General features: G+C 58.2%; 24 protein-coding genes. 6 read left to right on the forward strand and 18 right to left on the reverse strand.

Translation table 11 applies throughout. The features are described from left to right. The first annotated feature begins 12 nt into the window (after window positions 1–12). The gene (locus C8D99_RS08730) at window positions 13–2,637 is read left to right on the forward strand and encodes an ABC transporter substrate binding protein (protein WP_133957758.1); all 2,625 of its coding nucleotides are present in this window, start codon (window positions 13–15) and stop codon (window positions 2,635–2,637) included. Between the two features lie 34 nt (window positions 2,638–2,671). Here the strand turns inward: C8D99_RS08730 and gap (C8D99_RS08735) are convergent, their stop codons facing one another. From gap (C8D99_RS08735) to C8D99_RS08765, 7 genes are all read right to left on the reverse strand, one after another. Continuing rightward, a complete protein-coding gene (gene gap / locus C8D99_RS08735) occupies window positions 2,672–3,706 on the reverse strand; it encodes a type I glyceraldehyde-3-phosphate dehydrogenase (RefSeq protein WP_133957759.1) in 1,035 nt (344 codons plus the stop codon). Window positions 3,707–3,998: 292 nt separating this feature from the next. Further along, window positions 3,999–5,006 carry a type I glyceraldehyde-3-phosphate dehydrogenase gene (gene gap, locus C8D99_RS08740; RefSeq protein ID WP_133957760.1) on the reverse strand — a complete coding sequence of 336 codons (1,008 nt, stop codon included), beginning with the start codon at window positions 5,004–5,006 and terminating at the stop codon, window positions 3,999–4,001. Window positions 5,007–5,223: 217 nt separating this feature from the next. Continuing rightward, entirely contained in the window at window positions 5,224–6,381 is a 1,158-nt protein-coding gene (locus C8D99_RS08745) for a YibE/F family protein (RefSeq protein WP_166670093.1), read from the reverse strand. A gap of 190 nt (window positions 6,382–6,571) precedes the next feature. Further along, window positions 6,572–8,398 (reverse strand): aldehyde ferredoxin oxidoreductase family protein, encoded by a 1,827-nt coding sequence (locus C8D99_RS08750; protein ID WP_133957762.1) that lies wholly within the window; start codon window positions 8,396–8,398, stop codon window positions 6,572–6,574. A gap of 37 nt (window positions 8,399–8,435) precedes the next feature. Then, the gene (locus tag C8D99_RS08755) at window positions 8,436–8,969 is read right to left on the reverse strand and encodes a chromate transporter (RefSeq protein ID WP_166670094.1); all 534 of its coding nucleotides are present in this window, start codon (window positions 8,967–8,969) and stop codon (window positions 8,436–8,438) included. Next, window positions 8,966–9,499 carry a chromate transporter gene (locus C8D99_RS08760; protein WP_133957764.1) on the reverse strand — a complete coding sequence of 178 codons (534 nt, stop codon included), beginning with the start codon at window positions 9,497–9,499 and terminating at the stop codon, window positions 8,966–8,968. Before C8D99_RS08760 ends, C8D99_RS08755 begins: the two co-directional genes overlap by 4 nt. A gap of 64 nt (window positions 9,500–9,563) precedes the next feature. Continuing rightward, window positions 9,564–10,064: a thioredoxin family protein gene (locus C8D99_RS08765; RefSeq protein ID WP_166670095.1), complete on the reverse strand. Its 501-nt coding sequence runs from the start codon at window positions 10,062–10,064 to the stop codon at window positions 9,564–9,566. A 110-nt stretch (window positions 10,065–10,174) separates the two neighbouring features. Here C8D99_RS08765 and C8D99_RS08770 point away from each other — a divergent pair, with 110 nt between their 5' ends. Next, window positions 10,175–10,699 carry a hypothetical protein gene (locus tag C8D99_RS08770; RefSeq protein WP_133957766.1) on the forward strand — a complete coding sequence of 175 codons (525 nt, stop codon included), beginning with the start codon at window positions 10,175–10,177 and terminating at the stop codon, window positions 10,697–10,699. A 22-nt stretch (window positions 10,700–10,721) separates the two neighbouring features. Here C8D99_RS08770 and C8D99_RS08775 read toward each other — a convergent pair whose 3' ends face one another. The 5 genes from C8D99_RS08775 to C8D99_RS08795 all read right to left on the reverse strand — a co-directional run bounded on the left by C8D99_RS08775 (window position 10,722) and on the right by C8D99_RS08795 (window position 16,897). Beyond that, window positions 10,722–12,149, reverse strand: a complete 1,428-nt coding sequence (locus C8D99_RS08775) for an MFS transporter (protein WP_133957767.1) — start codon at window positions 12,147–12,149, stop codon at window positions 10,722–10,724. 190 nt (window positions 12,150–12,339) lie between these two features. Continuing rightward, a complete protein-coding gene (locus C8D99_RS08780) occupies window positions 12,340–12,927 on the reverse strand; it encodes an indolepyruvate oxidoreductase subunit beta (protein WP_133957768.1) in 588 nt (195 codons plus the stop codon). After that, window positions 12,924–14,693, reverse strand: coding sequence for an indolepyruvate ferredoxin oxidoreductase subunit alpha (gene iorA / locus C8D99_RS08785; protein ID WP_133957769.1), 1,770 nt, complete (start codon window positions 14,691–14,693; stop codon window positions 12,924–12,926). The genes C8D99_RS08780 and iorA overlap by 4 nt, the downstream gene beginning before the upstream one ends. Window positions 14,694–14,840: 147 nt before the next feature. Beyond that, window positions 14,841–15,548, reverse strand: a complete 708-nt coding sequence (locus C8D99_RS08790; protein ID WP_133957770.1) for a helix-turn-helix transcriptional regulator — start codon at window positions 15,546–15,548, stop codon at window positions 14,841–14,843. Between the two features lie 206 nt (window positions 15,549–15,754). Then, the gene (locus tag C8D99_RS08795; protein ID WP_133957771.1) at window positions 15,755–16,897 is read right to left on the reverse strand and encodes a coiled-coil domain-containing protein; all 1,143 of its coding nucleotides are present in this window, start codon (window positions 16,895–16,897) and stop codon (window positions 15,755–15,757) included. A gap of 187 nt (window positions 16,898–17,084) precedes the next feature. On the opposite strand from C8D99_RS08795, the gene C8D99_RS08800 reads away from it, so the two are divergent. Genes C8D99_RS08800 through C8D99_RS08810 form a run of 3 tightly spaced genes read left to right on the forward strand, consistent with a single transcriptional unit; the run spans window position 17,085 to window position 19,726 of the window. After that, window positions 17,085–18,590: an L-serine ammonia-lyase, iron-sulfur-dependent, subunit alpha gene (locus C8D99_RS08800; protein ID WP_243833877.1), complete on the forward strand. Its 1,506-nt coding sequence runs from the start codon at window positions 17,085–17,087 to the stop codon at window positions 18,588–18,590. Window positions 18,591–18,611: 21 nt separating this feature from the next. Continuing rightward, window positions 18,612–19,382 carry an enoyl-CoA hydratase/isomerase family protein gene (locus C8D99_RS08805; RefSeq protein WP_133957773.1) on the forward strand — a complete coding sequence of 257 codons (771 nt, stop codon included), beginning with the start codon at window positions 18,612–18,614 and terminating at the stop codon, window positions 19,380–19,382. Window positions 19,383–19,402: 20 nt separating this feature from the next. Beyond that, window positions 19,403–19,726, forward strand: coding sequence for a heavy metal-binding domain-containing protein (locus tag C8D99_RS08810; protein ID WP_133957774.1), 324 nt, complete (start codon window positions 19,403–19,405; stop codon window positions 19,724–19,726). Between the two features lie 35 nt (window positions 19,727–19,761). Here C8D99_RS08810 and C8D99_RS08815 read toward each other — a convergent pair whose 3' ends face one another. Together C8D99_RS08815 and C8D99_RS08820 are read right to left on the reverse strand one after the other, a co-directional pair. Continuing rightward, on the reverse strand, window positions 19,762–21,024 hold the full coding sequence (locus C8D99_RS08815; protein WP_243833878.1) for an arginine deiminase: 1,263 nt from the start codon (window positions 21,022–21,024) through the stop codon (window positions 19,762–19,764). A 28-nt stretch (window positions 21,025–21,052) separates the two neighbouring features. Next, on the reverse strand, window positions 21,053–22,012 hold the full coding sequence (locus C8D99_RS08820) for a PLP-dependent cysteine synthase family protein (protein WP_133957775.1): 960 nt from the start codon (window positions 22,010–22,012) through the stop codon (window positions 21,053–21,055). A 157-nt stretch (window positions 22,013–22,169) separates the two neighbouring features. On the opposite strand from C8D99_RS08820, the gene ord reads away from it, so the two are divergent. Next, entirely contained in the window at window positions 22,170–23,204 is a 1,035-nt protein-coding gene (gene ord / locus C8D99_RS08825; RefSeq protein ID WP_133957776.1) for a 2,4-diaminopentanoate dehydrogenase, read from the forward strand. A 32-nt stretch (window positions 23,205–23,236) separates the two neighbouring features. Here the strand turns inward: ord and C8D99_RS08830 are convergent, their stop codons facing one another. The 4 genes from C8D99_RS08830 to C8D99_RS15210 all read right to left on the reverse strand — a co-directional run bounded on the left by C8D99_RS08830 (window position 23,237) and on the right by C8D99_RS15210 (window position 26,529). Beyond that, the gene (locus C8D99_RS08830) at window positions 23,237–24,490 is read right to left on the reverse strand and encodes a M20 family metallo-hydrolase (RefSeq protein WP_133957777.1); all 1,254 of its coding nucleotides are present in this window, start codon (window positions 24,488–24,490) and stop codon (window positions 23,237–23,239) included. Between the two features lie 57 nt (window positions 24,491–24,547). Further along, window positions 24,548–25,330, reverse strand: coding sequence for a class I SAM-dependent methyltransferase (locus C8D99_RS08835; RefSeq protein WP_133957778.1), 783 nt, complete (start codon window positions 25,328–25,330; stop codon window positions 24,548–24,550). Window positions 25,331–25,345: 15 nt separating this feature from the next. Further along, entirely contained in the window at window positions 25,346–26,107 is a 762-nt protein-coding gene (locus C8D99_RS08840; RefSeq protein WP_133957779.1) for an SAM-dependent methyltransferase, read from the reverse strand. A 257-nt stretch (window positions 26,108–26,364) separates the two neighbouring features. After that, on the reverse strand, window positions 26,365–26,529 hold the full coding sequence (locus C8D99_RS15210; protein ID WP_166670097.1) for a hypothetical protein: 165 nt from the start codon (window positions 26,527–26,529) through the stop codon (window positions 26,365–26,367). Window positions 26,530–26,587: the final 58 nt, after the last annotated feature.

Genomic DNA, 26,587 nt, shown 5'->3' on the forward strand with positions numbered 1-26,587 from the left:
AGGTTCCGCGGCATGGCAGCCCCATCCCGGCAGGGAAAAAAACTTCTCTCCGTCCTCGTTCTCCTTCTGCCGGCACTTCTTTTTCCGGTGTGGCGCGAACCGGCGGCTGCATCGGAAAACAGGAAAGTGGTCCTGCTCCATACCCTTTCTCCTGACGACGAATGGACCCGCCGGGCAACGGACGGAATATTGTCCGTTTTTTCGGATTCGCCAGTCAAAGCCGAGTTCTTCATAGAATACATGGACATTACGAGTACCTTCTGGTCGACCCACGTGGACCGTCTGAAGGACCTCCTGGAGGCAAAATACTCGTCCTCCCCTCCCGCCGTGGTGATCGCGACAGGGAACGAGGCCGTCTCATTCGCCCTTGTAAACACGACGGCGCTTTTCGGGGGAGCTCCTATTGTGTACTGCGGCCTGTCCAACGAATATCTCTTTTCCGTGTTCCCGGACAGCAGGGGAACGGGAGTCCGTTCGGCCCCCGCCCATGCTCTTCTCATCTCCGAAATTGCGAGGCTCCACCCCGGCGCTTCCGTCGCCTTTGTGTCTGATCTTACGCCGGCGGGGCTCAGGGACCTTTCACGGCTCAACTCAAGCCTGGTGAATTCGGGGGTCCGCCCCCGCCTGATCCCCCTCTCCGGCTTTTCGGCCGGGCGGCTTGCGGATTCGCTCCGGGAACTGCCGGCAAATACGATCATCATGCTGGGAACCCATACCACCCTGCCTGACGGAAACCCCATGACCATGCTGGATACCCTCGCCCTCATACTGCGGAACACATCACTGCCCGTATATACCCTGAGTGAGGAGGGCGTTCGCCTCGGCGCCCTGGCCAGCGTGGCCGGGAAGGGGTACGAAAAGGGAAGAAAAGCTGGGGAGATGGCGGTGAGGATCCTTTCTGGAGAAGAAGTGGAAACCATACCGCCCGAAAAATCCACGGCAGACCACCTGATTTTCGACTACCGGAAGATGCGGCTTCATTCAATCCCGAGAAGCGCCCTTTCAGAGAAAAGCGTCATTCTGAACGATCCCGCCGAGATGGCAGCCAGATATTTTCCCCTCACGATCCTCTACCTGGGACTGTTTGCCCTTCTGGGCGGCCTGGCCTTTTTTTTGAAGCGAAAGATCGCTAAAAGGAAAAGCACCGAGAAAAATCTTAGGGACAGGACGGAATACTGGGAACAACTCTTCCAGAGATCTCCCGAGGGTGTTGTTGTGTACAATGAAGCAGGAGATGTGCTGGAAACGAACCCCGTATTTCGCTCCACCTTCGCCCTTTCTGAAGAGGACCTCGAAGGCGCGAGCATAACCGACCTTCTTCCCTGGGAAAAAGGAACCCTCCGTCCCGAAGACTTCTTCAGGGATGACAGGGGAGAAAGCAGGGAAGTGAAAATCCCTGACAGGGACGGCATCCCCATTCCTGCGACCCACCTCTCCTTTCCCCTTGTTTCCGGCTCGGAGAAGATTTTCTGCTCCCTCGTCCAGGACATCAGCAAACGAAAGGAAATGGAAAAGCGGCTTGAAGAGAGGGGGCTGTTCCAGGAAACCCTTTCCGCCATATCCTCCCGTTTTATACTCTCACCGAGCTATCACGACGCCATGCGGGCTTCCCTTGAAGACATCCTCATCCTCTCGAAGGCAAAAACGGCGGCCCTGTACAGGCTCACTGGAAGAAAGGGCATACTGGCCCGAGAGACGGAAGTACGGTCTTCAGCGGAGAGTCCATCCATGGCAGGTCTGTTTCCGTCGGAGCAGGAGGAGGACTTCCTCTGGAAATCGCTTCTCTTTCGTGAAGAATCCGTCAGGCCGGCCACCCTCTGCCTGACGGACCTCCCCCAGAACGAGAGAAAAGAATGGTTCCCCATCGCTGAAAAGGGGATATCATCTGTATCCGTACTCCCTCTGTTTCTCCGGGACTCCTTCCAGGGGTTCCTGGCCCTCGCCGATCCCTCCCCGGACTGGAGGGAGAATATGGCCGAGCCCGTTTTTGATATTCTTCGAAACGCTCTTGCCGCTGCCATGGAGCGTTACCAGGACGAAGCCTCCCTGGAAAGGAACCACAGGGTAATCAACGAACGTTTCACCGGCGTCATTCTCGCCCTCTGTCAGGTCAGCGAACTTCGGGACGTGTCCACGTCGGGACACCAGAGAAACGTCTCGGCCCTTGCGGAAGGGCTTGCCCGAAGGCTCGGGCTTCCCTCAGAGACAGTCCTCGGCGTCAGGTACGCCGGACTTGTGCACGATATAGGCAAGCTTTATATTCCGGCGGAGATACTGTCCAAGCCCTCAAAGCTTACTGCGGCAGAATACGAGCTCGTCAAAAAACATCCTGAATTCGGGAAAGACATTCTCTCTCCCCTGGATTTCCCGTGGCCGCTAACAGAAATCATTCTCCAGCACCATGAACGGTTCGATGGTACGGGGTATCCCCTTGGAGTAAAAAAAGACGGGATCTGCATCGAAGCCAGAATACTTGCCGTGGCGGACGCCTTCGATGCCATGACCTCCGAGCGGCCCTACAGGAAGAAGCATTCACCCGCCCAGGCCATGGAAGAAATCAGGGGCCTGTCGGGAAAAGCCTATGACCCGGAGATTGTGGAAGCTCTGGAAGCCTTCTGCAAAGAAAACCCTTCGTGACCCCTCTAAATGAGAGGACGTGCAATCACCTCTGTCAATAGGCGCTGACACCGCAGACCGAGGACTCTTTCGCCCCGATAAACTGCGCAAGCTCAAGCAGACGGCTTGCATATCCATATTCGTTGTCATACCAGATCATCACCTTTGCCACCCTTCCCATCAGCATTTTCGTCGAAAGAGAGTCCACGATGCCTGAATGGGTATTCCCTACGATATCCACAGATACAAGCTCTTCCCTGCTGTACTCGAGAATTCCTTTCAGCTCTCCTTTGGAGGCGCTTTCCAGGGCCTCGTTGACCTCTCCTTCGTCAGCATCCCTTTGAAGATGAACGACCAGGTCGGAAAGAGACCCGTCAGCTACGGGAACCCGAACTGCGGACATTCCCATTTTTCCCTTCAGTTCCGGAAAGAGAGGGACAAGGGCCTTCGCGGCGCCTGTAGACGCCGGGATCATGGAAAGGGCTGCAGCCCTGTTTTTCCTGCATCCGCCTTTCGGGATATCCAACAGTTTCTGGGTTGCCGTATAGGCGTGGATGGTCGTTCCCATGAGAAAATCGATGCCGAAGGTGTCGTTCAGCACCTTTATGGCCGGGGCAATAGAGTTGGTGGTACAGGAAGCATTGGACACCACCCGGTGCTTCTCCGGCTCATATTGGTCTTCATTGACGCCGAGGACCACGCAAAGGTCGGCGTTTTCTGACGGAGCACTGATTATGACCCGTTCCGCCCCAGCGTCTATATGGGCAAGGGCTTTTTCTTTGCGGGTAAAATGTCCTGTGCATTCGAGGACAATATCGACTTCCAGTTCTTTCCAGGGGAGTTTGGAGGGATCCCGTTCGCTGAAGAGGGGAATTTCATTTCCTTCAAGTACCAGGGAGTTTTCACCAGGTTCTACTGAAAAATCAGCTTTTCCGTGGACTGAATCGTACTTGATGAAGTATGCCATTTCCTGGGGAGACGATGGTTTGTTAAGGGCTACTATCTCAACATCTTCCGGTCTGACCTCCATGTAGCGGCGAAGAACCAGCCGGCCAACCCTGCCAAGTCCATTGATGGCCACCCTTGTCATTCATTTCACCTCCATAAAGGTTAATGATGCGGGCTTATCTTAGCACAGAAAAGCATTATTTATATATTATTTATGCTATTTTTTGTCATGTAATAATCTTTACAATAAAAAAACTAGCAAATTAGCGCAATAGGGCGCATCAGCCCGAAATTTACCTAAAATTGCTGTCTATTCTTCCGCAAACAGGATTTTTTCCGGGTTCGCGAACATTTTCGCTAAAAAACCGGTGTTCCCCGTCCGGGAAACACCGGTCCACGCTTTTCATTAATGTTACCAGGAAGCTTTTGAATAGTTACTCCCGGCTTGCCATGTACATGGCGAGTTCAAGCATCCTGTTCGAGTAGCCGTATTCATTGTCGTACCAGATCATCACCTTCGCGATATGTCCCATGATGACCTTCGTGGAAGGGGCATCGACGATTCCCGAGTGGGTGTTGCCGATGATGTCGGCGGAGACGATTTCTTCGTCGCAGAATTCCACGATTCCCTTCAGGCTGCCCTCGGCCGCCTCTTTCAGCGCCGAGTTGACGGATTCGACGGTGACCTCCTTCTTCAGGTGGACCACGATGTCGGTAAGGGAACCATCAGCCACGGGGACACGGACAGAAATCATGTCCATCCTGCCCTTCAGTTCCGGGAACAGGGGAACCATGGCCTTGGCTGCCCCGGTGGTGGCCGGAACGAGAGAAACGGCAGCCGCGCGGCCTTTCCGTCCGCCTCCCCTGGGAACGTCAACGAGAACCTGGGTTGACGTGTAGGCGTGAATGGTGGTTCCCATGAGAGATTCGATGCCGAAGGCCTCATGAAGCACTTTCGTCACCGGCGCCAGGGAATTCGTTGTGCATGAGGCGTTCGAAACCACCGCATGCTTCGAGGGATCATAGAGTTTTTCGTTGACGCCGAGAACGACGGTCAGATCCGCATCGTCCGCCGGAGCGCTTATGATGACCCGCTTCGCCCCTGCTGCGAGATGGGCAGCGGCCTTTTCCCGTTTTGTAAAGAAGCCGGTACATTCAAGGACTATATCCACGCCCAGTTCTTTCCAGGGAAGTTTTGAGGGGTCCTTTTCGCTGAAAAGGGGAACGGACTTTCCGTCCAGGACGAGAGCTCCCTCGGCAGCTTCCACGGAAAAACCGGCCTTGCGGTGGATGGAATCATACTTGATGAGATAGGCCATCTCCGAAGGGGGGGTGAGATCGTTCAGCGCGACAATTTCGAAATCCTCGGGTTTCGCATCCATATAGCAGCGAAGGACGAGACGCCCTATTCTACCCAGTCCGTTTATTGCTATTCTTTTCATTGCAGCACCTCCATGATGAAATATACTGTTCCAGGCACACCCGCAAGCAAAAGATTCCGTATAGCCGCCGGGCCGAAGAAAATACGACATCCTGTGTCCGGCATTCTCTCATGGGACATATTTCCCCACACCCGCCCTTAAGGAATGACAGTACGGCACCTTTTGTTTCATCAGGGTGTTCTGAGCTTAGAGAAGGATTTTATCACAAAGAGAAAATTCAGTCAGCAAGTCCGTCACCGGGAACCGGCGGTTCTTTCCGGCGGCTGGAAATCCACCATACTCCGGCCGCTGCGGTAACCGGTATGGTCAGAAGCAGCCCCACCGTCCCCGCAACACTCCTCAGTATTTCCTGGGAGATGTGCGGGTCGTTGAGGAGCCCTATGAAATCGGCCCCCTCGGTGGCGATGAGCACCACAAACGGCAGAGAGCTTCCAAGGTAGGCGAGGATGAGAGTGTTGATCATGCTTCCCAGCACATCACTTCCTACGCTGAGTCCCGCCTTCCAGAGCCTTTTCCGGGGAATGGAGGGGTCGTACTCGTACAGTTCTCCCATGGAGGAGGTCACGGAAACCGCCACATCGAGTACCGCGCCTATGGATCCCACCATGACTGCGGCAAGGAGCAGTCCTCTGAGGGAAAGACCAGGAGACGTGGACGCGAGGAGGGCAGCGCTGTCGCTTTCCAACCCCGTAAGCTGCCACAGGGACACCATTATCCATCCTGTGATCGAGGCTCCGGCAGCTCCGCCCACGGCGCCGAAAACCGGAATGGGGCGCAGCTCTCTTTTCCTGACGACGAAAAAGCAGGTCGCCACTGAAACGGCGGCCACAGAGAGAACGGCGAAGGGAACGGGCGGGTATCCCGAAGCTAACCGGGGAACGAACCACCCGATGAGGAACAGGAGCGACAGGAAAAGCCCCGCGAGAGCCTTGAAGCCCGACCGCCCCGCGACGATGACGAGGATGCCGCAGGCGAAGGTTATGAATCCTACCACGGCAGGAACCCTGTACCGGTCGCTTATGGAATACTGGACTGTTCCGTCGTCGAAGGCATCAGCAAGGAGGAGATATTCTTTTCCGGGCAGGAGGGAGAGCCTGCTGTCGGCAAGCTGCATTATTTCCACCTCTTCCCGTGATCCGGCCCTCGGGCCGCTCCTGTACAGGATGAGAAGCTTCACAAACTCGCTTTCCCACTCGCCGCCTTCCCCTGATTCGGGATCGATTCTTCTTCCGAGCAGGTTTTCAATGACCACCACCGAGGAATCTTTTGCGTTCCATCGCGAGATGACAAACCAATCCGTTCCGGCAGCAACTCCCCAGACGAGAAGGAAGAGAAAAAGCGCCGAAGCGGCAAGGTACAAACCGATTCTTTTCATTCTTTCTCTCCTTTCTTCAGGCATTATTCCGGTTGAAACAGGAAACCGCAGTCCTCATTATACTCCCTGAGAACAAGGACAGCCCAGTGCGCGCGGCTTTCGACAGAGACACCGTTCCCGGAAAGGCGGGCGGAAAACCTACCCGGTCCTCCTGCCCGCCTGCCTGTTTTGGGAAAAACGGCCCCGGTTCCTAGCTCATTTGGGAAAGAAATTCCTCCAGGCCGAGGGAGGCGATTTTGCCGGGCAGGGGAATTCCCTCCTCAGTCCACCCCCGTTCCGAATAATACTCCCGGAGCTGTGCTTCAAGGTCGGGAAGGGTATCCGCCGAACCTCCCGAGCCCCTGGTCTCCCGGAGAATTCTTTCGGGGAGAGAGTCATCCTTGGCAGAAAGACCGCAGCCCATGTTGTACAGCTTCTTGAGGTTGAATATCCTCTCACCTGCCGTCATAAGCTCCCTGTAGTCCATGTCCCAGCCGGTAACTCCGGCGATCCAGACGAGGAGGTCATCGATTCTCGTGGCCGCGAAGGGGAACTTGCACATCTTCAGCGAATCCACTACCCCCATGAGGTTCTGGAACCCCACGTTGATCTTGCCCTTCCCCTCGTCCAACGTCCGGTCAAGAACGGTATCCACTCCCAGTTCGGGGTACGTCATGCTCCTCTCGAAGGAATAGGAAAAGCCCGAGAGATGGCACGCTCCCCTGTTCGATGTCGCGTAGCCCGCCGCAAGGCTCTTGTAGCACCTTGGATCGTGGGCCGGGAAATCCATGCCCTTGGAGTGGATGGCATACTTTTCCGCCCCCTTGCCGATCTTTTCCGCAGCCTTTCGGGTACCTTCAGCAAGAACTGCACCGAATCCCCTTTTCTCAGAGATGTCGGTGAGGAACCTCACCATGGCTTCTCCGTCGCCCCACTTCAGCGGATATCCGACCGTCTTTTCGTCGATGATCCCCCGTTCGAAGAGCTCCATGGAAAAGGCTACCGCAGAACCTCCCGAAATAGTGTCGATTCCCATGCGGTTGCAGAGGTCGTTTCCCCTCCCGATGGCCTTCAGATCACTGATGAGGCAGTTGCTTCCGAGCATCCCTATGGTCTCATACTCGGGACCTGCTCCTGATATGCCGTCAAAGGCCACTTCCCTTCCGCACCGGATGGGACAGGCCACGCATCCCCAGTTTCCCGTAAGGATGGTTTCGGCCATGGCCTCTCCGGTTATGCTCTTCACTTCTTCGGGCCAGCTTCCCATGCTCCAGTTCTTCAGGGGGAGATCGCCGTTCTGCTCAGCCAGGGCAACCCCTCCGGCCGTTCCGAAACGGGTCATGGCTGGCAGTTTTTCCATATAGAACTTCGCTTTCTCCGCTGATTTTCCCCGGACCCTTTTCTCGTCAGCCATGACTGTCCTGCCGTTCCCTCTGGCCACGACCGCCTTGAGGTTTTTGGACCCCATGACTGCCCCCATCCCGCCCCTGCCGGCAGCCCGGGCGTTCCGCCCGTCGTGCATAATATTCGCCAGGAGCACCATCCGCTCTCCCGCCGGACCGATGCAGGCCACGCCTGCGGGTTTTCCCACAGCGGCAAAGAGAGCCTCCTCCGTCTCGAAGGTGTCCTTCCCCCAGAGGGACGTCCCGTCCCTTATCTCCACCCTGCCGTCGAGAACAGCCACGTATACGGGGGAGGAAGCCTTTCCGAGAAAAACAAGACCGTCATATCCGGCCCTTTTCAGATGGAATCCGAAGGCTCCTCCGCAGTCGGACTCTCCGAAGGCATCCGTCAGGGGTGACTTGCTTATTACCTGGTGACGCCCGGAGGTGGGAATTCCCGTTCCCTGGAAGGGGCCGTTCATGAAAATAAGGGGATTGTCGGGCGAGAGAGGGTTCCCCGCCGGAGATCCGTACCTGAAAAGAAGGTATGTCCCGAGGCCTGAACCTCCGATGAATTTCCGGACCACCGATTCCGGAACGGTAAGGTCTTCCGCTGTCCTGGACGTCAGGTGCACAAGAGCCACTTTCATTTCCATTAGCGAATCATCCTTTCAGGAGCTGAAGATTCATTTTCTAAAGAAGAACCATGCCCGCCGCCCCAGCGGCAAGAAGAAGAAGCTGGGGGTATTTTCTGAAGGGGAAAAACCTGGACATCCCGAAAAGAACGAGGGTGAAAGGCCAGAGTCTCCAGTCACCCGCCAGGGGACGGACCACCATCCAGAACGCGCCGAACAGCATGGCGGCCACAACCGGGCGAAGAGCTTTCTGCACCCGCTCCGCCCCTGCTTTCATCCGTCCGGACGCCCTGGAAAGGAGCCACGCGGCAACGGCGACGAGGGCAAGGGGCGCGGCCACCACGGCAAGCGTCGCCACCAGGGAACCGGCAAAGCCTGCAAGCCGATAGCCTACGTACGTTGCCGCATTGACCGCCACAGGCCCCGGAGTCATCTGGGCCAGGGAGACCACCTCGGCAAACTCCCTCTCACTAAGCCACGCATGGGAGGCGACGAGTTCATGGTGGATGAAGGGGATTGTCGCCAGCCCTCCGCCGAAGGCGCCGAGACCGATGCGGATGAAGGTAAAAAAGAGAACGGAAAGAACGCTCATTCCGGCTTCCCGTCCCCGAGGGCGAGGCGGAGCGCCGCTCCCGCACCGAGGGCTATGAACGGATGGAGCCCAAAACCGAGGAGAACGGCCGATACAAGGGCGAAGACAACCATATCCTTCCATCCTCCGGAAAAGGAAATCCGGGTCATATCGTAGACTACTCCCCCGATGATCACCGCCACCGCACAGGCCGCTCCGAGAAAGAACGCCCGGACGGAAGGCGTGTTCAGAAAAAGAAGAAGGACCTTCGCCAGGAAGAGAATGGTGAGGAAGGGCGGAAGGACCGTGCCGGCAACAGCAACGATCGCACCTGCCTTTCCGGCCAGTTTCCGGCCCGCCAGGAGAGCGAGGTTGACAGCGATGGGACCGGGAAAAGCGGTGGCGAAAATCATCATGTCCATGATCTCGCCCGGGGCAAAACGGTCCGTCTCCCGGAGCTCCCTTTCGAGGAGGCCCATCATCACGATTCCTCCGCCGAAAGTAAAGGCTCCCAGGCGGAGGAAGAGCAGAAAAACTCTTGCGAGAGACATCAGCCCATCCCGGTCTCCCCGGGGAAATTCCGCGGAATTGCCATGCCCCGGCCAGCTCCCGGCGTCATGAAGAAAACGCGGCAAGGATGGCGATGAACTGTTCCTGGATCAGTCCGTTGAATTTTCCCCTGCGGTATTCCAGAGTCATGGCGCTTCTTTCTCCCGGGTCGGCATCCCGCATCTCCTCTTTCAGGCCGTCAGGAAGCTCCACGTATTTCCCCCGGAGGTTCATGTCCCCGTCGAAGAAGAGCAGCGTAGGTATCCTGGCGGCTCCAGTGAAAGCCTCAAGATCCTTCGCCCAGGGCTCCCGCTCGAACACCGCCAGGCGGATGAGCGGGTTGAGGTCCGCAGCCCTTTTCACAAAGGGCATGGTCACTACCGTGTCCGGGCAGTAGATTTCGGCGAAGGCAGCAAGGTTGACGGGCTGCTTCACGCCCTTCACGGCCTCTTCGAACTCCGGGGTGAAGACGGTTCGTTCGCAGGCTCTTTTCTGCCGGTCCCGCTCTTCCTCGTACCCCTTCCGGAAGTACTCCTCCAGAGAATATCCTTTTGAAAAGTCGATCATAGTGATTTTCACCCCCGAATACTGGCTGAACGTTTTATTTATTATCTCACAGATCAGAAACTCCCTGCCGTGCTTTCTGCTACAATGGAAAAAAACGGAGGTGGAAGCCCATGGCCCTCTGCAGGAAGTGCGGCGCTGACGGTCCTTTTCTTTCCCTTTCCACATGGAGCCTGTGCCCGTTGTGCAGGGAAGAGGCCCTTTCGGACATACTGGCGGCCATCCGGACCGTGGACGGCAGGTTTGCCGCACTGAAATCCCCTCCAGACGGAAAATCCTGGGCAACTCTGACGGGAAGCATTATCGGCCTTCTTGACCGGCTCGCCGCCATCCTCCCTGAAAACCTGGTTCCGGAAAGCGAGCAGGCTGACGATCCAGGACCCTTTGCCCTGGAGGAAATCCGGATCCTACTCGGCTCAAGTGACCTTGACGAACCCCGTCTCCGTTCCGCCGCATCAATGCTCGACAGACTTCTCCCCTTCGTGGAGAACCGCAGCCCCGAAAACTTCGCTGCATTTCTCAGGCTCCGTTCAAAAGTCTTTTCCGCCCTGGCAAAAACCGACCGGGACAGGGCGATGTCCCTTCTTGAGAAAAAGCACACCCCTCCTGGTGATCAGTCCCAGCTGACCCTCATCTGACGCCGCGGGACTTCGGCCGGGGTCATTGCCCTTCTTCACGCTCCGCCTTGCCCGCATGCCCTCCGTGAAGGTTACCCCGGAACCATGAGAAGAAGACCCCCAGAAAACACAACAGGGAGGAAATGGAAAAACTGATCTTCACCACGACGAGAAAGGTGCCGTACCGTTCGGGAGTGATCTGCTCGCTCCCGAGCAGTGCGGCGAAGACCACGGTGATAACCGCCATGCTGGTCATCTGTCCCAGCACCCGCATGGTGCCCACAGAGCCTGAGGCCGCACCGTAAAACCTCGACGGAACGGAACCCATTATGGCGTTCGTGTTCGGCGAGGAAAAAAAGGCAAAACCGAGGCCGAGCAGAATAAGAGCCGTAAAAATGAAGGCCATGGGCGTTTCCCTGCCGAGAAAGGCAAAAATGGTAAGTCCGAGGGCGGTGGACAGCATGCCCCCCGATGCGAGCAGTCCCGGCTCAATCCTGTCCGAAAGTTTTCCGGTATAGGGAGAGAGAAAAGCCTGCAGAAGAGGCTGGGTTACCATGACCACCCCCGCCTCCGACGGGGACATGCCCTTGATGTACTGAAGGTACAGGCTGAGAAGAAAGGCCACGGAGTAGGTGGCGGCATAGTTGATCAGCGCTGCCGCGTTGGAAAAGGCAAAAACCCGGTTTCCGGAAAAAAGACGGATCTCGAACAGCGGGTCTTCAGACCGAAGCATCCTCCGGATAAAGACCGCAAAAAGAACGCCTCCCGCAGCCATGAGAGATATTCCCCAGACGGACGGAAGAATGGAAGCTCCGTACATGACGGCGACGAGAGAGGCCCCGTAGATGAAACAGCCGGGAAGATCGAGCCGTTTGCTGCTCCCCTCCCGCCATTCAAAGGGAACCCGTGTTTTCAGCAGGAAAATTGAGACTGCCCCGAGAAGGGCGTTCACGTAAAAGACCGAGGCCCATCCGAAGGCCGCGATGAGAAGGCCGCCGAAAAAAGGCCCCGCGGAAGACCCAAGGTAGATGGACGCCACGTTGACACCGAGGGCTTTCCCCCGCTCCGCCGACGGGAAAACGGAGGTCAGAATGGCCATGCCCATGGTCAGCATCAGGGAACCTCCCGCTCCCTGCACCGCCCTGAGAAAGATGAAGAAAGGCATGGTGGGCGCCAGGGGACAGAGAATCGTTGAAACGATGAATATCCATGTTCCGAGAACAAGGATGCGCTTTCGTCCCCAGATATCCCCCATTTTTCCCGCCGGGATCAGGAAGACCGCCGAAGAAAGCAGGTATGAGGTGGCCACCCAGCTCAGCCACACGGCGCTCGCACTGTACGCCTGCTGAATGGAGGGCAGGGCGATGTTCACCGAAGAGAGCATGAAGGGCGGCAGAAAGGCGGTCAGCGCCGCAACCGCGAGGACGGCGTTCTTCGAAATGTCGGGGGACTGGTTTCCTGTACGGACCATGGGGCACCACTCGCTTTTTCCTGAACTTGAGAGTAATAGAATACCATATAGAATGCATTTGCCAAGACGGTTCCGCCGTGCCAATGGGCGGAACCGTGGTCTTCGCCGGTAATCCCGAAAAGGAACCGGAGGGAGCGGCTTCCGGCCGCCGCCTCCGGTTTCCGGTGTTCACCCGTCGTACAGGATATTTTTACTGCCCGAAAAGCTTCATTCCCGCGGCGAAGGCCCTTTCATTGACCTCCACGGCACGGGGAGGAACACAGGCCCGGAGCGTCCTGCCCCAGTCCATGCCGTCCAGCCCCAGGGTCTTCACAACCGTACCGAGAAGGACCATGTTCATCACTTTCGGGTTTCCGAGTTCCTCCGCCGTTTTTGCCGCTTCCACCAGAAGGGTCCCGGGAGCGGCGGCTGAAAGGGTTTTTTCGATCTCCCGGGGATATTCCGCCTGGCCAAGGATCACCGGCATGGGAAAGATTTCATGGTTGTTCACAATCAGCCTGCCGCCGGAAGAAAGGTACGGAAGCCAGCGGAGAGCCTCCATTTTCTCAAAGGCCACCACCACGTCGGCCTCCCCCCTGCAGATGACCGGGGAATACACTTTTTCCCCGTACCTCACGTGGGTCGACACGCTGCCGCCCCTCTGGGCCATGCCGTGAATCTCCGACATCTTGACGTCATAGCCGAAGGAAAGAAGGCCCTCCGTCAGCACCTTGCTCGCGAGGATGGTCCCCTGACCGCCGACACCCACGAGCAGAACATTCCTGGTCTTTGCGTTCATCGGGCGTCTCCTTCCCTTCCAATGGCGTTCTTCGGGCAGACCTGGACGCACAGGCCGCATCCGTTGCAGGCCGCCCGGTCGATGACGACACGGCCGTCCCGTTTCGTGATGGCGGGGCAGCCGAGTTTCAGACACGCACCGCAGAGAACGCATCGTTCTTCGTCGACGGAACACTTCAGTCCTGCCCGCTCCTTCTGCACATCCTTCAGCAGCGCACAGGGACGGGTGGTCACGATGACAGACGTCTCTTCCGCCGCCCAGGCCCTGTCCACAGCTTCGGCGGATGCCTTCAGGTCGTAGGGGTCAACCACGTGGATATTCTCCCCTTTCACTCCGCAGGCTTCGCAGATCTTCGGAATGTCCAGCGCAACGGTCTCCTCTCCTGAAAGAGTTCTGCCCGATCCTGGATTTTCCTGCTGGCCCGTCATGGCGGTGATCCTGTTGTCCATTATGACGAACACTCCCCGGGACTTGTTCACCACCGCGTCGATGAGGCCGGTGATACCGGAGTGGAAGAACGTGGAATCTCCCAGGATTCCGAAAACCTTCTCATTCCTGCCCGCCTTCTCGCCGGCTTTCTGGAAGCCGATGGCTGCGGAAAAGCCCGCGCCCATGCAGATGGTGGTCTCTCCCACGTTGAGAGGAGGCATGGAGCCGAGGCCGTAGCAGCCTATATCCCCCGTGACGATCACATCTTTTTTTTTGCTCAGGGGAAAGAACAACCCCCTGTGGGGGCACCCCGGGCAAAGGAGGGGCGGCCTGTTCGGCGGCGGAACCTCCCCTTCCCGTCCCGGGGCGGGTTCTTTCCCCAGGACCGCGCGGGCGACGATCGCCGGGGTGAGTTCATCCACCACGGGCAGGACGTCCTTCCCGAAGCAGGGAATTCCCATGGCCCGAATTTCCGTTTCGAGAAAGGGGTCGTTCTCCTCAACCACCCAGAGGGTCTTCACTTTCGAGGCAAACTCCCGGATGAGCCTTCGCGGAAGCGGCCATGAAAAGCCTATCTTCAGAAAACTCGCCCCGTCCCCCAGGGCTTCCCTGGCATACTGATACCCGACACCCGAGGCGATTACCCCGATCTCGGATCCTTCGGCCATTGTCACGGAATTGAAGGGGGATGATTCCCCGAATTCTCTCAATTCCTCAAGCCGCTTTTCAACCATATGGTGCTTCTGCCTCGCGAAGGCGGGCAGCATGGCGTTTTTCGCCGGGTTTCTTTCGTACTCCCTGACGGGAAGTTCGATCCGCTCACCTGTCTCAACCACGCTCTTGCTGTGGCATATCCTGGTGGTGAGCCTCAGGAGGACGGGCGTATCGAACCCTTCGGAAATCTCGAAGGCAGCCCTGGTGAAATCGAGGCATTCCTGGCTGTCGGAGGGCTCGAGCATGGGCACCTTCGCGTGAAGGGCGTACCAACGGTTGTCCTGTTCGTTCTGGGAACTCGAGAGCCCCGGGTCGTCCGCGGAGACGATGACCAGTCCCCCGTTCACTCCGATGTAGGACATGGTGAAAAACGGATCCGCCGCTACGTTCAGCCCCACATGCTTCATGGCGCACAGCGCCCGGGCGCCCGCTATGGAGGCTCCTGATGCCACTTCAAGGGCAACCTTCTCATTGGGGGACCACTCGGAATACACTTCGGGAAATCGTGCGATGTTCTCGAGTATCTCCGTGCTGGGCGTTCCGGGATAGGCGGCGGCCACATGGCCCCCTGCCTCCCAGGCTCCCCTGGCTACGGCTTCGTTGCCGGTCAGTATCACTTTCATGGACGGGTCGCTCCTTTTTTATATTCTCTTCGCCGGGGCAAAGTGATAATAATTTTTTATCACACAGAGGCCTTTTCCGCAACAAAAAAAGAGATTCTCTGCGGAATCTCTTTTCGCCTTCCGGAAAGAAACCGGGTGCCGGGAAGATCATCCCTTCTTCAGGTACCTGTACACGGTCGCCTCCGAGACTCCCAGGCGCCGGGCGACTTTCTGCACCGCCCCCTTCATGGAAAAGAGATGCCTTCCTTTCAGAACGCCCACAAACCTGGTCCTCTCTTCCGGGGTCATCACCCCGGGGGGTGCTGAAAATTCCGAGGCTGCCTTCTCTATCAGCACATCCATGAGGCCGTCAAGGTTCGATTCCTTCTCCGCAGGGAAAAATTCTTCCAGCGGCGCGGGTTCTTCTTCCTTTCCCGGAAGCGGCGATCTGCCCGAAAGGCCGTTCAGCATGCGAATTTTCTCATGGAGGGTATCATGAAGGCGAATAAGGTCCGTGACGTCGTGATTCGCGCATATCATGCCCCGGAGTTCCCCCTGCTCATCCTTGATGAAAAAGGTGTGCGATTCCAGGATCCGGTTGTCCCTGGTCCTGTCCATGTGGGCGACCATGTCCTCGCTGCAGCCGCCGCTCTGGATCAGCTTGACGAAGGTCGGGGCATAGTCGGACATGGTGCTTCCGACGGAACGGCCGCTGATCTGCCCGTTCCGTATGGCGATGATGGAAGCTTCCGGCCTGGACACGTCATGGAGCACCAGTTCGTATTCGGGGCCGCAGACCTCGGCGAAAAAATCGAGAAGCGGAATGTATTTTTCCAGAAACTCCCGGTTTCCGGATGTCTGGCCTTCAGTTTTCATGCTGCGCCATCCCTTCCGTGCAAAATCTTTTGTTGACTGATAAAAAATTCATATCATTTTTCCGCTCTGCTGTAAAGGCAAAGAAACTCCGGGAGGACTTCCCTTCATCAGAACGGAACCGGAAAAGAAAAACGGCGGTCCCTCATGGAATCCGCCGTCATTGTTCTTTTTCTGCCCTTTTCAGGGTGGGAACAGCTCCTCCTTTTTCAGTTGCCAGTCCGGATCCGCTCCGTTATCCTCTCGAATTCCTTCATGAGTTCCTGGTCGTACACGAGGGCAAGGTCGGGTACCGCAAAACCGAAGACTCCCTCCAGGGTGCTCATGGAGACCTGGATAAGGGAGATGAGGTCACTTCCTGTTTTTACTGTGTCGTAGGTGTTCCGGGCAACGAAATAATCTCTCTTCAGTTTTTCCGAGGCTCCCCTGAGGGCGTTTTCCTGCCCCCTCAGGTACTGCCGGTAGAGCTCCGCTGTCCGGACGGTGCGGTCGTTTGCCTTTACGTTGGCCTCCAGAACCTGCCTGTTTTTTTCGTCCCGTCCCGCCTTCGCCAGCATCTGGCGGGCCTCGTCGCCCAGACGCCGGGCGGTTTTCATGACCTCTTCAAGGCGTGGAATGTACTCACTGCCGATTTTTCCCAGGACGTTGAGGTTTGCCTGAAGGTAGAGATCTACCAGCACCATGTGGACCCCCGTGTACTTCCTGGCCGACTGGACGCTGCCCTGCCCTCCCTGGAGAAGGCTCAAAATCTGCTGGTTGATTTTTCTGATACTGTCGGCTGCCAGCAGGAGGTGCAGCACGTCGTCGCCGCTGACGCTGGAAAGGAGCACGTCGAGCTGCTGCTCCTCCACGCTGACTCCCATTTTCGCCAGGGCTTCCCGCATGGCTCTTTTGAGCTCCGTTTTTCTCGCAGTCAGTCCTTCAATGTCTTCCCTGAGGTCAGCTATTTTTTCATCGATTTTCGTCCGGGTTTTCTTCAGGGGATTCCAGGTTTTTTCAGGCGCCCCTATCCTCTCCTTCAGAAGCACCGTGATCTCGTCCCCCGCCTGTTCGATCTTCATCTCGAGAAAGTTGTATTCCTGGCGGGCGTTCTGAAGCTCCGAGCCGATAAGGACGGCAAAGACCTCGTCGAGAAGGGCTTCGTACTTTTTGGTGTTCGACTTTTTATCCTCTCCGAAAAAACTCGATTCGGGAAGATCTTTCTGGCGGTCAAACACCTCCAGCGACTTTTCCAGCTTGGGAAGAGCCTTTTCCCAGATTTTCGCAAAGAACGGATCGCTGTCCCCGGCGGCGGGAAGGGCCGGAGAAAACAAAAAGCAGAGCAGAAGAATCACGGGAACCATCGGTTTCATTTCCATCACCTCATGACAGTAATCTATCACAAATGCCTTCCAAAAGGAAAAAGAAAATTACTGATACCGGGCCTTTCCGGCGAAGAAAACGCCGGTGGTATACTTTTGGAGGACCACATTCTCCTTCCCGGAGGTGACGGCGGCAATGAAAAAGGTAAGCATACTGAATCATGTAATAGGGCCTGTGATGAGAGGCCCCTCGAGCTCCCACACCGCAGGCCCGTGGCGAATCGGCCGCATGGCGGCAAACCTCCTCGGCGCACCCCCGGAACGGGCCCTTTTCACCTTCCATCCTTCCAGCTCCCTGGCGGTCTGTTTCCATGAGCAGGGCAGCGACCTTGCCTTTGCGGCAGGGCTCCTCGGCCGTCCGCTCACGGATCCCGATTTTTCCCGGACCCTCTTCCGGGCACCGGATCTCGGACTTGACGTCCGCTTCGAGAAGTTCCCTTTTCCAGAAGCCGACCATCCGAACAGCTCCCTGCTCCGCCTCTCCGGAGGAGGAAAGGAACTGGTCATACACAGCAGATCCACCGGAGGCGGCTCTTTTGAAATCGCTTCCGTCAACGGCTGTCCTGCGGACATCACGGGAGAATCCTTCGTCTTTCTCCTTGAAGGGCAGCGGGAGGAAGATCTGAAGCATGCCTCCGTTATCGCTGAAGAATGCGGATGGGAAACCTCCGTTCGCCGGGGTTCCGGGGGACCGGTGCTCTTCGGCAAATCCTCCGCTCCCCTTCCCGAAACCGCCAGGGAAACCCTTGCCCGGAACGGGACCCGGTTCTTCAACGCCGATCCTGTCATGCTGCCCATGCCAGGAGAACCTCTTTTTTCCTGTGTTTCAGGGCTGCTCTCCCTTGCGGCGGAAAAAGGATGGTCTCTCGGCCGCGCTGCCCTTGCGTCGGAGGCCTCTCTCCTGGGTGTGCCGGAAAAGGATCTTATGGATGAGATGGAACGCCGCCTCGACATCATGCTCACAGCGGTAAGAAAGGGACTGGCAGGGGATTTTTCCTCCATGAAGCTGCTCACCCCCATGGCGCAAAGGCTCTGGAATTCGGAAAAGAAGGGCGCTCTTTTCACCGGAGGGCCTCACGCCAGGGCCGCCATACGGTCCCTGGCGGCCCTCCACGTCTGCTCTTCCGGCGGCGTGGTATGTGCGGCCCCAACCGGCGGTGCTGCCGGTGTTCTCCCCGGAGTGGCGGCCACCCTGGCGGAGGATTTCGGCATCACAGGGGAGAGGCTCCTGCTGTCCCTCTGGGCCGCCGGAGCCGTGGGGTACCTCCACGACCTCAGAAGCACCTTCGCGGCGGAGGTGGCGGGATGCCAGGTGGAGATCGGGGCGGCGGGAGCCATGGCCGCAGCGGCTGCGGCTGAGGCTGCGGGAGGAACGGCACGGCAGGGGTGCGACGCGGCGGCCACAGTGTTCCAGAATGTCATGGGGTCGGTGTGCGACCTCGTCCAGGGAGTGGTGGAAATACCCTGCCACAGCCGAAACGCCTCCCTCGCCTCCCAGGCGTTTCTCTGCGCCGACCTGGTCCTCGGCGGATATGAAAACCCGGTTCCCCTGGATGAAACCATCGACGCGGTGGACAGGGCAGGACGGATGCTTCCGGAGGAACTGCGATGCACATCCCGGGGAGGCCTCGCACTCTGCCCTTCGGCCCTTGCACTTCCCCGGCTCGATACGGGGACACACTAAATTCACAAGGAGGAACACAACATGCCGGCAGTTTTATGGGAAAGAAGCGATGGCGTAGGCTCCATCACCCTCAACCGCCCCGAGGCCATGAACACCTTCAATACGGAACTCGCAGCCGAACTGAACGATGCGCTCCGCACCATGGAATCCGACGACGCCGTGCGGGCCGTCGTTCTCTCCGGTGCGGGAAAACATTTCTCCACGGGAATCGACCTCAGGGAGTATCTGACAAAGGAACGGCATGAGATCAGGGGTTTTCTCTCGCTCATGAACATCCACAACCACACCCTTGCGGCCATGACGAAACCCGTCATCGCCTCGGTGCAGGGATACGCCCTGGCCAACGGGACTGGGCTTGCCCTCGCCTGCGACTTTGTCGTGGCGTCGGAAGACGCCGTCTTCGGCACCACCGCGGTGAACGTGGGCCTCATCTGCCTGGAACCGGGACACCAGCTCGCGCGGTGGATCGGTGAAAAAAGGGCCCTTCAGTATGTTCTCACCGGGGACCTCATACCGGCTTCCAAAGGAAAGGAACTTGGTTTTGTTTATGCCGTGACGGAAAAAGAAAAACTCGAAGAAAACTCCCTGGCCCTGGCGGCACGGCTGGCCTCGAAGAGCAGGCTCTCGGTCCGCACAGGGAAAAGGGGCTTCGCCGCCATGTCCGGTCTCCCCGTTGAGCGGGCTGTGGAGGCCGGCGGCGAGCTGTTCGCCGCCCTGGCGTCCTCCGAGGACGGAAGGGAAGGCGTGGAAGCCTTCCTCGCCAAGCGCCCCGCGGCATTCAGGGGAAGGTAGCAGAAAGGGGATTCCAGCAGATGATCATTACCACGACGCACACCATTGAAGGCAAGAGTATCACATCATACAGGGGGATCGTCTTCGGTGAAGTCATCGCCGGGGCGAACTTCATGAAGGACTTTAAGGCAAGCCTCACGAATTTTTTCGGCGGCCGGTCCGGGGCCTATGAAAAAGAGCTCACCGAGGCCAGGGAAGCCGCCCTGAAGGAAATGGAACAGCGGGCTGCCGGGCTGGGAGCCAACGCCATCGTGGGCATGCTGGTCCACTACGAAGTGCTCGGCAGCAACGGAAGCAACATGCTCATGGTCTCCACCTGCGGTACGGCGGTGCGGACGGACTGACCGGGAGCGGAGCGGGCGCCGCGAACGGTTACCTCCTAGAGGTCGTCCCTCCACAGCGGCATGGTGGAACACCGGGGACCTCCCCCGCCCTTCACCAGCTCGTCCGCTTCCACGGGGACCACGTTGATGCCGGCCTTTTCCAGGGCCCGGATGGTTCCCGTATTCCTGTCCCAGATGCACACCTTGCCGGGCTCCAGCGTGAAGGTATTTCCGCCGGAGCCCGCTCTCTGTTCGGCGAAGGCCACCGCTTCGCTCTCGCTGCCCCCCACTTTGACGATCCGGAGGGACGACAGCTTCAGCACTTTCCGGATGGCCCCGAAAAGAGAGTTTTCCCTGGTGATCCTGAGCCGGTCACCCCGTCCCCGGGTAATGTGAAGCACCGTGATTTTCTTTTCAATATAGGGGAAAAAGAGAAAGGCATCGTGGTCGATCATGTTCAGGAACATGTCAACGTGGACTGTGAGCCCGATGGAATCCTGGGGACCGAGCCTGGGATTTTCGAAAAGGAGGGCGAGCACGTCGGTAATGTGCCCCGATTCCATGGTCCGTCGTGCGATTCGCTCGATGGATTCGGGGTGAGTCCTTTCGTTCACCCCGACAACAAATACGTTCGGGCTGTAGCAGTGGATGTTGCCTCCTTCGACAGGCCTGTCGTCACCTTCGGCGGAGCCGTACCATGTTTTGAACCCCGTGTCCTTCAACAGGGGGTGATGTTTGAAAAGAGCCTTCACGCAGGCAGGCTCCTTCATCCTGTCTCTGTTCAGCATCCTGCCGAAAACCACCCCTTCCCCGAGAACGGCTGCGGAATCCCGGGAATAGAGCACGTTCGTCATGGGGAAAAGGCACCATTCGTCCCGCCTGTCGGCCAGGTCATGCAGGGAGACCTCCCCGGTCTCCCTGTTGAGTTCATCCTTCGTCATGCCGAAAAAAAGCCGGTCCACCATGTCCCGGGGGGACATCCCCAGAAGGTATTCCCGGAGCACTTCCAGTGTCTGGGCCGTCACACAGGGCCGTTCAGTCTCCAGTATGGAAGGCAGGACATCTTCCCTCACCCCCGGAAGGGCGAAAATTTCCCGGAGCAGATCCTCGAAAACCAGGACCCCGGCACCGAAGGAGCGAACCGTCTCCACCCACTTTCGGTGCTCTTCCGCCGCCTTTCCGGGGCTGGGCACCGCATCCCAGGCGAAGGAACCGATATTGAGGGGGGTACACCGCTCGATGCCCTTTCCGGGAGGCTGCATTATCACCGCCCGGAGCTTTCCGATTTCCGAATTCACCCTGATCTTCAGCCCCGACACAGGCGTTCCTCCTTTTTCTTGAACCGCTTCAGCGGTAGAGGTCCGTACTCAGGTACTTCAGCCCTGAATCGCACACGAGAAAAACGACGTTCTTTCCATATTCCTTTCCCCTGAGCAGTCCGGCCGCCGCCTGCAGGTTCGCCCCGGAAGAGAAGCCGGCGAAAATACCCTCCAGGCGGGCAAGGGCTCTCGCTCCTTCCGCGGCTTCCTCGCTGCTTACAGTCAGGTAGCCGTCCACAAGGGCAGGGTCAATGAAGGGAAGGTCCCTGCTGTACCCCCCGCCCTGAATCTTGTGATTCGCGTTTGTCACTTTCCTGCCCGCAAGAAAGGCGGCGGTGTCAGGCTCCACCACATAGCACCGTATGGACGGTTTGAGTTTCTTCAGGGCTCGGGAGCAGCCGGCAAATGAACCTCCGGTTCCGGCGAAATCCGCGAAGGCGTCGATCCTGCCCTCCGTCTGTTCCCATATTTCTCTCCCCGTCCCGAACTCGTGGGCCCTGACATTGCTTTCCAGGGCAAACTGGTCCGCCCGGAAGGCATTCCTTTCGCGGACGATCCGCTGCGCTTCCTCCTCCACCAGGGCCAGGTCGATGCCCGAAACCTGCCCCGGCTGCGATCCCGGCGCCTGTTCCACCAGGACGACTTCAGCCCCGAGGGCAGACATCATCCTGGCCCGCTCCATGGAATTCCCCCTGGACATGACAGCGGTGAAGGGATAGCCTTTGACTGCACAGACAATGGCAAGCCCGGTTCCCGTATTTCCGCTTGTCAGCTCCACGACGTTCTGCCCCGGAGAAAGTTCTCCCGACGCCTCGGCCTCTTCAATCATTCTGAGGGCTATCCGGTCTTTTTTGCTGAATCCGGGGTTCAGATATTCGAGCTTGCCGTACAGCCCGCCGCTCAGTCCCCATTCTGAGGCCAGCCGGTCAAGCCGCACCAGGTGCGTGCTGCCTATGGCCTGAAGTACGCTGTCCAAAACCCTATTCATCAATCCCCCACTCCTCTCCGCCCCTGCATGTCGAGGTCAGTTCCCGCAGGCCGGCTGAATTTTGACACTACTATCATATCGCATTCTCGCATTGACACGGTGTCCTGGAGACACCATACTTTTCGTGCATCATAAACCCGGGCGGAGGTGGCGTGCAATGGAACCGATAAGAGCTGTCATATGGGGACTCGGAACGATGGGCTCGCTCATGGCGAAAATACTCTCTGAAAAGGAAGGAATCGAAATAACCGGTGCCGTGGATCTGAACCCGAACAAAACAGGAAAATCTCTGGGAGCAATAACAGGCTCCTCCCGCCACGGCGAAATTACGGTGACAGCGGATGCCGGGGAGGCGCTGGCACAGGAAGCGGACCTCGTCCTCCTGGCCACATCCTCGTTTATCAGTGAAACCGCGGAACCTGTCAGGCAGATAGTGAAAAGCGGCAAAAACGTGATCACCATTGCCGAAGAATGGGCCTTTCCCCGCCGGACAGCCCCGAAAGTGGCAGAGGAAATCGACCGGCTCGCGAAAACTTTCGGCGTCACCGTCCTGGGAACGGGCGTGAATCCGGGATTCGTGCTCGATACGCTGATAATATCCCTTTCCGGAACCTGTGCGGGGGTAAGCAAAATAACCGCCAGGCGGGTGAACGACCTTTCACCCTTCGGCCCGACAGTAATGGCAAGCCAGGGAATCGGCCTCTCGCCAGAAGAATTCGGGAAAGGACTCGAAAACGGCGCCATCTCAGGCCACATCGGCTTCGAACAATCAATACACATGATCGCCTCTTCCCTGGGGATCAGGCTGGAAAGAATCACCCAGTCCCTTGAACCCATCATATCCCGTACTTCACGAAAGACCCCCTGCGTGAGCATCTCCCCCGGGCAGGTCGCTGGCTGCAATCACCGGGCAGAGGGATGGTCGGACGGCAGGCCCGTCATCATTCTCGAACATCCCCAGCAGGTTCACCCGGAAACCGAAAACGTCGAGACCGGAGATTTCATCCACATTGAAGGCAGACCGGACATCCGGCTCGCAATCCAGCCCGAGATACCTGGGGGAACAGCCACGGCAGCCCTTGCCGTCAACATGATCCCTCATGTTCTGAATGCCCCGGCGGGTCTTGCCTGCATGGCCGACCTTCCGGTTCCCTCAGCGAGGCTTGCTGATTTCCGGCAGTTTCTGAAATAAGGCGGGAGGGAATACCCCCGCCCTATTTGCACTCAGAACCCGAGTACTCTCAGAACCACGCCAAGAAGAACTTCAACCCCTGCCGCCAGATCCTCCCCGGAAGTGTGCTCCTCCGGACTGTGGCTGATGCCCCCGGCGCTGGGTACAAAAATCATGGCCGTTCTGCAGACCCTGGCCATCATCTGGGCATCGTGGCCGGCTCCCGAGACCAGCCGCATGGAGGAAAGGCCTTTCGAAGCAGCTGTCTCTTCGACGGCCTGGACAAGTTCCCTGTCGAAAACCACGGGTTCGAAGCGGACAAGGTGCTCCGACGAAATCCCGACACCTTCTTCGAAGGCGGTTTTTTCCAGGAAGGCCGCGAGCCGCTTCTCCGCCTCTGTCAGCTTCTCACCGTCCGGATCCCGCAGGTCCACCGTGAAAACGGCCTTCGAGGGGATGACGTTCACCGCTCCGGGTTCGAAGTCGATGGTTCCGACGGTGGCAAGGGTGGTCCCCGCAGAGAGGGAAAGGCCCCTCAGGAACACCGACACCAGGGCGGCGGCATAGCCTGCGTCATGGCGCAGCTTTGTCGGGGTCGTCCCGGCGTGATTCGCCTTGCCTTCAATGGTGATCCGCCACCAGGAAATTCCCTGCACTCCCTCCACCACACCGATCCGTTTCTTTTCGGCGTCAAGCCTCGGCCCCTGCTCCACGTGAAGCTCGAGATACCCGGAGGGAAGCAGGAAACCCGGTTCTTCCCCGCCGGAACACCCTATGGCGGCAAGTGCTTCGCCCACGGTGCAACCCTTTCCGTCGGTGATGTCCAGCGCCTCTCCGAGGGGCATGCCCCCCACGGCCACAAGAGACCCCAGCATATCGGGCTGAAATCTCACGCCCTCTTCATTCGTGAACGCCGCCACCACAAGCGGCCGGGGCGGAACCACGCCGGCCTCCCGGAAGGCCCTGAGCACCGCCAGGCCGGACAGGACGCCGTAACAGCCGTCATAGGGCCCCGCATGGATCACCGTGTCAATGTGGGAACCGATCATCAAGGCATTCCCAAGGCCGCCGTCCGCCCCCCGGAGAATGCCGAAAAGATTGCCGATCCTGTCCATCCGGACCTCGAGGCCGGCTTCTTCCATCCATCGAACCACCATATCCCTGCCCGCTTTATCACTTTCCGAAAGGGCGAGCCGCGTCCTCCCGCCGCTCGAATCCAGTCCCACTGACGCCAGGCTGTCTATCTGCCCGAGAAGCACGTCACTCCTCACAACCGGCCGGGAAACTGAATTTTCTCCTGAAATCATTGCCGAGCCTCCTCAATATACCTGTTTTTCATTTCAGTAATACCGGCACCCGTTGCATCATCCTTCTTCCGAAGAGAGCGGCCGGACTCCGAGGAAAACATCTCCGCCCGGACCGCCTTCCGGTCCGTGGGCAAAGGGAACGCGGACCGGTTCGAATCCCGCGCCCCTTATGAGTTCAACCCACACCGCCCGGGGAAAGAGCCCCAAACTGTGGCGGTCGTGGAAAACCTCCACTGTTCCGTCCCGCTCTCTTAGAACATAGGCCATGTCGGCGATATACTCCTCTTCCCGGTTTTCGGGAATCCACCGCCACTCGAGATAGCGGAGGGCACGGCCGTCCTTTTCGCTGCCTCCCGTTTCCGTTCCGGGTGCGAAAGTCTCCGTGACGAAGTCGGGCTGGAAGAGAGCCGCTCCTCCCGGGGCGGTATGAATGAAGGCCGTGGCGATTGCGTCGGCGAGACCGCCGCGGCTTTTCATGTAGTTCACCGCGTCATGGAGGAGAACACAGTCGAACGTCCCTCCGAGCCGGATAGAGCGCATGTCTCCCTGCACATGTCTGCATTCCGGGTTGAGACGGCGGTTCAGTTCCAGCATGGCCGGTTCCAGGTCAACAAGAGTACAGGCGAAGGACCTCTTCAGGTATGCGGCATTGTGCCCGGGCCCGCTTCCCAGATCGAGCAGCGTGACCGGATGCCTCAGGCTGTGGGAAACAAAGAGGCGCCTGTACAGGTCAGCCTCTTCGGCGTAATCCTCCACAGGGGTCAGCAGGGGGTACCACTCCGCAAGGTCCCGGTACAGCCTGAGATTCAGGCCGGAATACGTCTCTTCGCTTCTCCCCATCTGCATCCCTCCCTCTTACGTCCGCCGGGCCGTGAAAAACTCGTAGGCGAAATACTCCGGGTACTTCCTGCGCATTTCAGGTTCCAGAGCCAGTCGGTCAAGGACAGCGAGCGCGTCTTCGTCGCCTTCGTATTGTTTCCGCATCTCGCAAATGCGTTTTTCCATGGGAGTGTAGAAATCCGTCCACCAGGCTTCGTCCGGCAGGGAAAAATGGCCTGCCGGGGAAAACCCGGATTTTTCCAGCAAGACCAGGATATCGGCCGTCCTTCCCATGGACGGGTAATCGAGCTCGAAGCTCTCTCTCACCTCGGCCGGAGGGTCATCCCTGAGCCACACGGCGTCTGTGAAGGCAAGGAATCCTCCCGGGCGGAGCAGCCCCCGGCAGACGGACAGGGCCTGTTCCATGCCGATGGAGTACAGGGCCCCCTCGGACCAGACCAGGTCAAAGCTCTCCCGTGGCAGCCCGGTATCGGCCATATCGGCAACCATGGGAAAAATCCGTTCCGAGAGCCCGAGGGACAACACCGTCTCCCTGAGGCGGCTGATGCTGGGCTCATGAAGATCCACGGCGACGATGGTTCCACGGGTCATTTCGGCGAGGTGGAGGGTCTGTCCCCCAACGCCGCACCCCAGGTCCGCAACTTTCGGGAAGGGCGGCAGACCGTCGCACAGCCCGAGGGCCCTCTCGACGCAGGCCCTGTTTCCGGGCCCCTGCCGCGGAAGGGATTCGAACAGCTCCAGGAACAGCTGCCAGAACCGGGAAGTCGGTTCACTCATGGCTCTCCCTCCTTCAGATATTACCGGAACGTCAGTTGTGTCCAGTGTCCGGGGCACGTTTCTCAGTGAAAACCACCCGTTTGCAAACATCCGGCAGGCCTCCCGCGATGCTCCCTCTCACCGACTCAATTGTCGGGGCATTGCCCTTGCCCGTCAATACTCATGGAGAGGCAGTTTCTGCCTCTTTAGTGAATAAAAAAGTCTCCTCCCCTTCAGGGGAGGAGACTGCGCTTTCGTCGCTGCGAAAGGGAAATCTCTTAGTTTCCCTGTTCGCTGGTGACTTCGCTGTTCCACCGGTCGTTCGACTTGCGGAAAAGCACCGGGTCGACAATCCTGCCGTTCTTTTGTTCCACGGCGAGGAAATCGCCCTCCGGAAGAAGCCAGAAGGGCTTTCCGGACATAAACACAAGTTTCTTGAACATGGTTGTACCTCTTTCTCTTTCTGATTTCCGAAAAAACGGCGCCTCAAAGGGGATGTCT

It is taken from the genome of Aminivibrio pyruvatiphilus (assembly GCF_004366815.1).
Lineage (GTDB): Bacteria > Synergistota > Synergistia > Synergistales > Aminobacteriaceae > Aminivibrio > Aminivibrio pyruvatiphilus.

Coding starts and splice junctions, on each gene's coding strand:
- C8D99_RS08730 (WP_133957758.1), top strand. CDS start 13: ATGGCAGCCCCATCCCGGCAGGGAAAAAAACTTCTCTCCGTCCTCGTT.
- gap (WP_133957759.1), bottom strand. CDS start 3,706: ATGACAAGGGTGGCCATCAATGGACTTGGCAGGGTTGGCCGGCTGGTT.
- gap (WP_133957760.1), bottom strand. CDS start 5,006: ATGAAAAGAATAGCAATAAACGGACTGGGTAGAATAGGGCGTCTCGTC.
- C8D99_RS08745 (WP_166670093.1), bottom strand. CDS start 6,381: ATGAAAAGAATCGGTTTGTACCTTGCCGCTTCGGCGCTTTTTCTCTTC.
- C8D99_RS08750 (WP_133957762.1), bottom strand. CDS start 8,398: ATGGAAATGAAAGTGGCTCTTGTGCACCTGACGTCCAGGACAGCGGAA.
- C8D99_RS08755 (WP_166670094.1), bottom strand. CDS start 8,969: ATGAGCGTTCTTTCCGTTCTCTTTTTTACCTTCATCCGCATCGGTCTC.
- C8D99_RS08760 (WP_133957764.1), bottom strand. CDS start 9,499: ATGTCTCTCGCAAGAGTTTTTCTGCTCTTCCTCCGCCTGGGAGCCTTT.
- C8D99_RS08765 (WP_166670095.1), bottom strand. CDS start 10,064: ATGATCGACTTTTCAAAAGGATATTCTCTGGAGGAGTACTTCCGGAAG.
- C8D99_RS08770 (WP_133957766.1), top strand. CDS start 10,175: ATGGCCCTCTGCAGGAAGTGCGGCGCTGACGGTCCTTTTCTTTCCCTT.
- C8D99_RS08775 (WP_133957767.1), bottom strand. CDS start 12,149: ATGGTCCGTACAGGAAACCAGTCCCCCGACATTTCGAAGAACGCCGTC.
- C8D99_RS08780 (WP_133957768.1), bottom strand. CDS start 12,927: ATGAACGCAAAGACCAGGAATGTTCTGCTCGTGGGTGTCGGCGGTCAG.
- iorA (WP_133957769.1), bottom strand. CDS start 14,693: ATGAAAGTGATACTGACCGGCAACGAAGCCGTAGCCAGGGGAGCCTGG.
- C8D99_RS08790 (WP_133957770.1), bottom strand. CDS start 15,548: ATGAAAACTGAAGGCCAGACATCCGGAAACCGGGAGTTTCTGGAAAAA.
- C8D99_RS08795 (WP_133957771.1), bottom strand. CDS start 16,897: ATGAAACCGATGGTTCCCGTGATTCTTCTGCTCTGCTTTTTGTTTTCT.
- C8D99_RS08800 (WP_243833877.1), top strand. CDS start 17,085: ATGAGAGGCCCCTCGAGCTCCCACACCGCAGGCCCGTGGCGAATCGGC.
- C8D99_RS08805 (WP_133957773.1), top strand. CDS start 18,612: ATGCCGGCAGTTTTATGGGAAAGAAGCGATGGCGTAGGCTCCATCACC.
- C8D99_RS08810 (WP_133957774.1), top strand. CDS start 19,403: ATGATCATTACCACGACGCACACCATTGAAGGCAAGAGTATCACATCA.
- C8D99_RS08820 (WP_133957775.1), bottom strand. CDS start 22,012: ATGAATAGGGTTTTGGACAGCGTACTTCAGGCCATAGGCAGCACGCAC.
- ord (WP_133957776.1), top strand. CDS start 22,170: ATGGAACCGATAAGAGCTGTCATATGGGGACTCGGAACGATGGGCTCG.
- C8D99_RS08830 (WP_133957777.1), bottom strand. CDS start 24,490: ATGATTTCAGGAGAAAATTCAGTTTCCCGGCCGGTTGTGAGGAGTGAC.
- C8D99_RS08835 (WP_133957778.1), bottom strand. CDS start 25,330: ATGGGGAGAAGCGAAGAGACGTATTCCGGCCTGAATCTCAGGCTGTAC.
- C8D99_RS08840 (WP_133957779.1), bottom strand. CDS start 26,107: ATGAGTGAACCGACTTCCCGGTTCTGGCAGCTGTTCCTGGAGCTGTTC.
- C8D99_RS15210 (WP_166670097.1), bottom strand. CDS start 26,529: ATGTTCAAGAAACTTGTGTTTATGTCCGGAAAGCCCTTCTGGCTTCTT.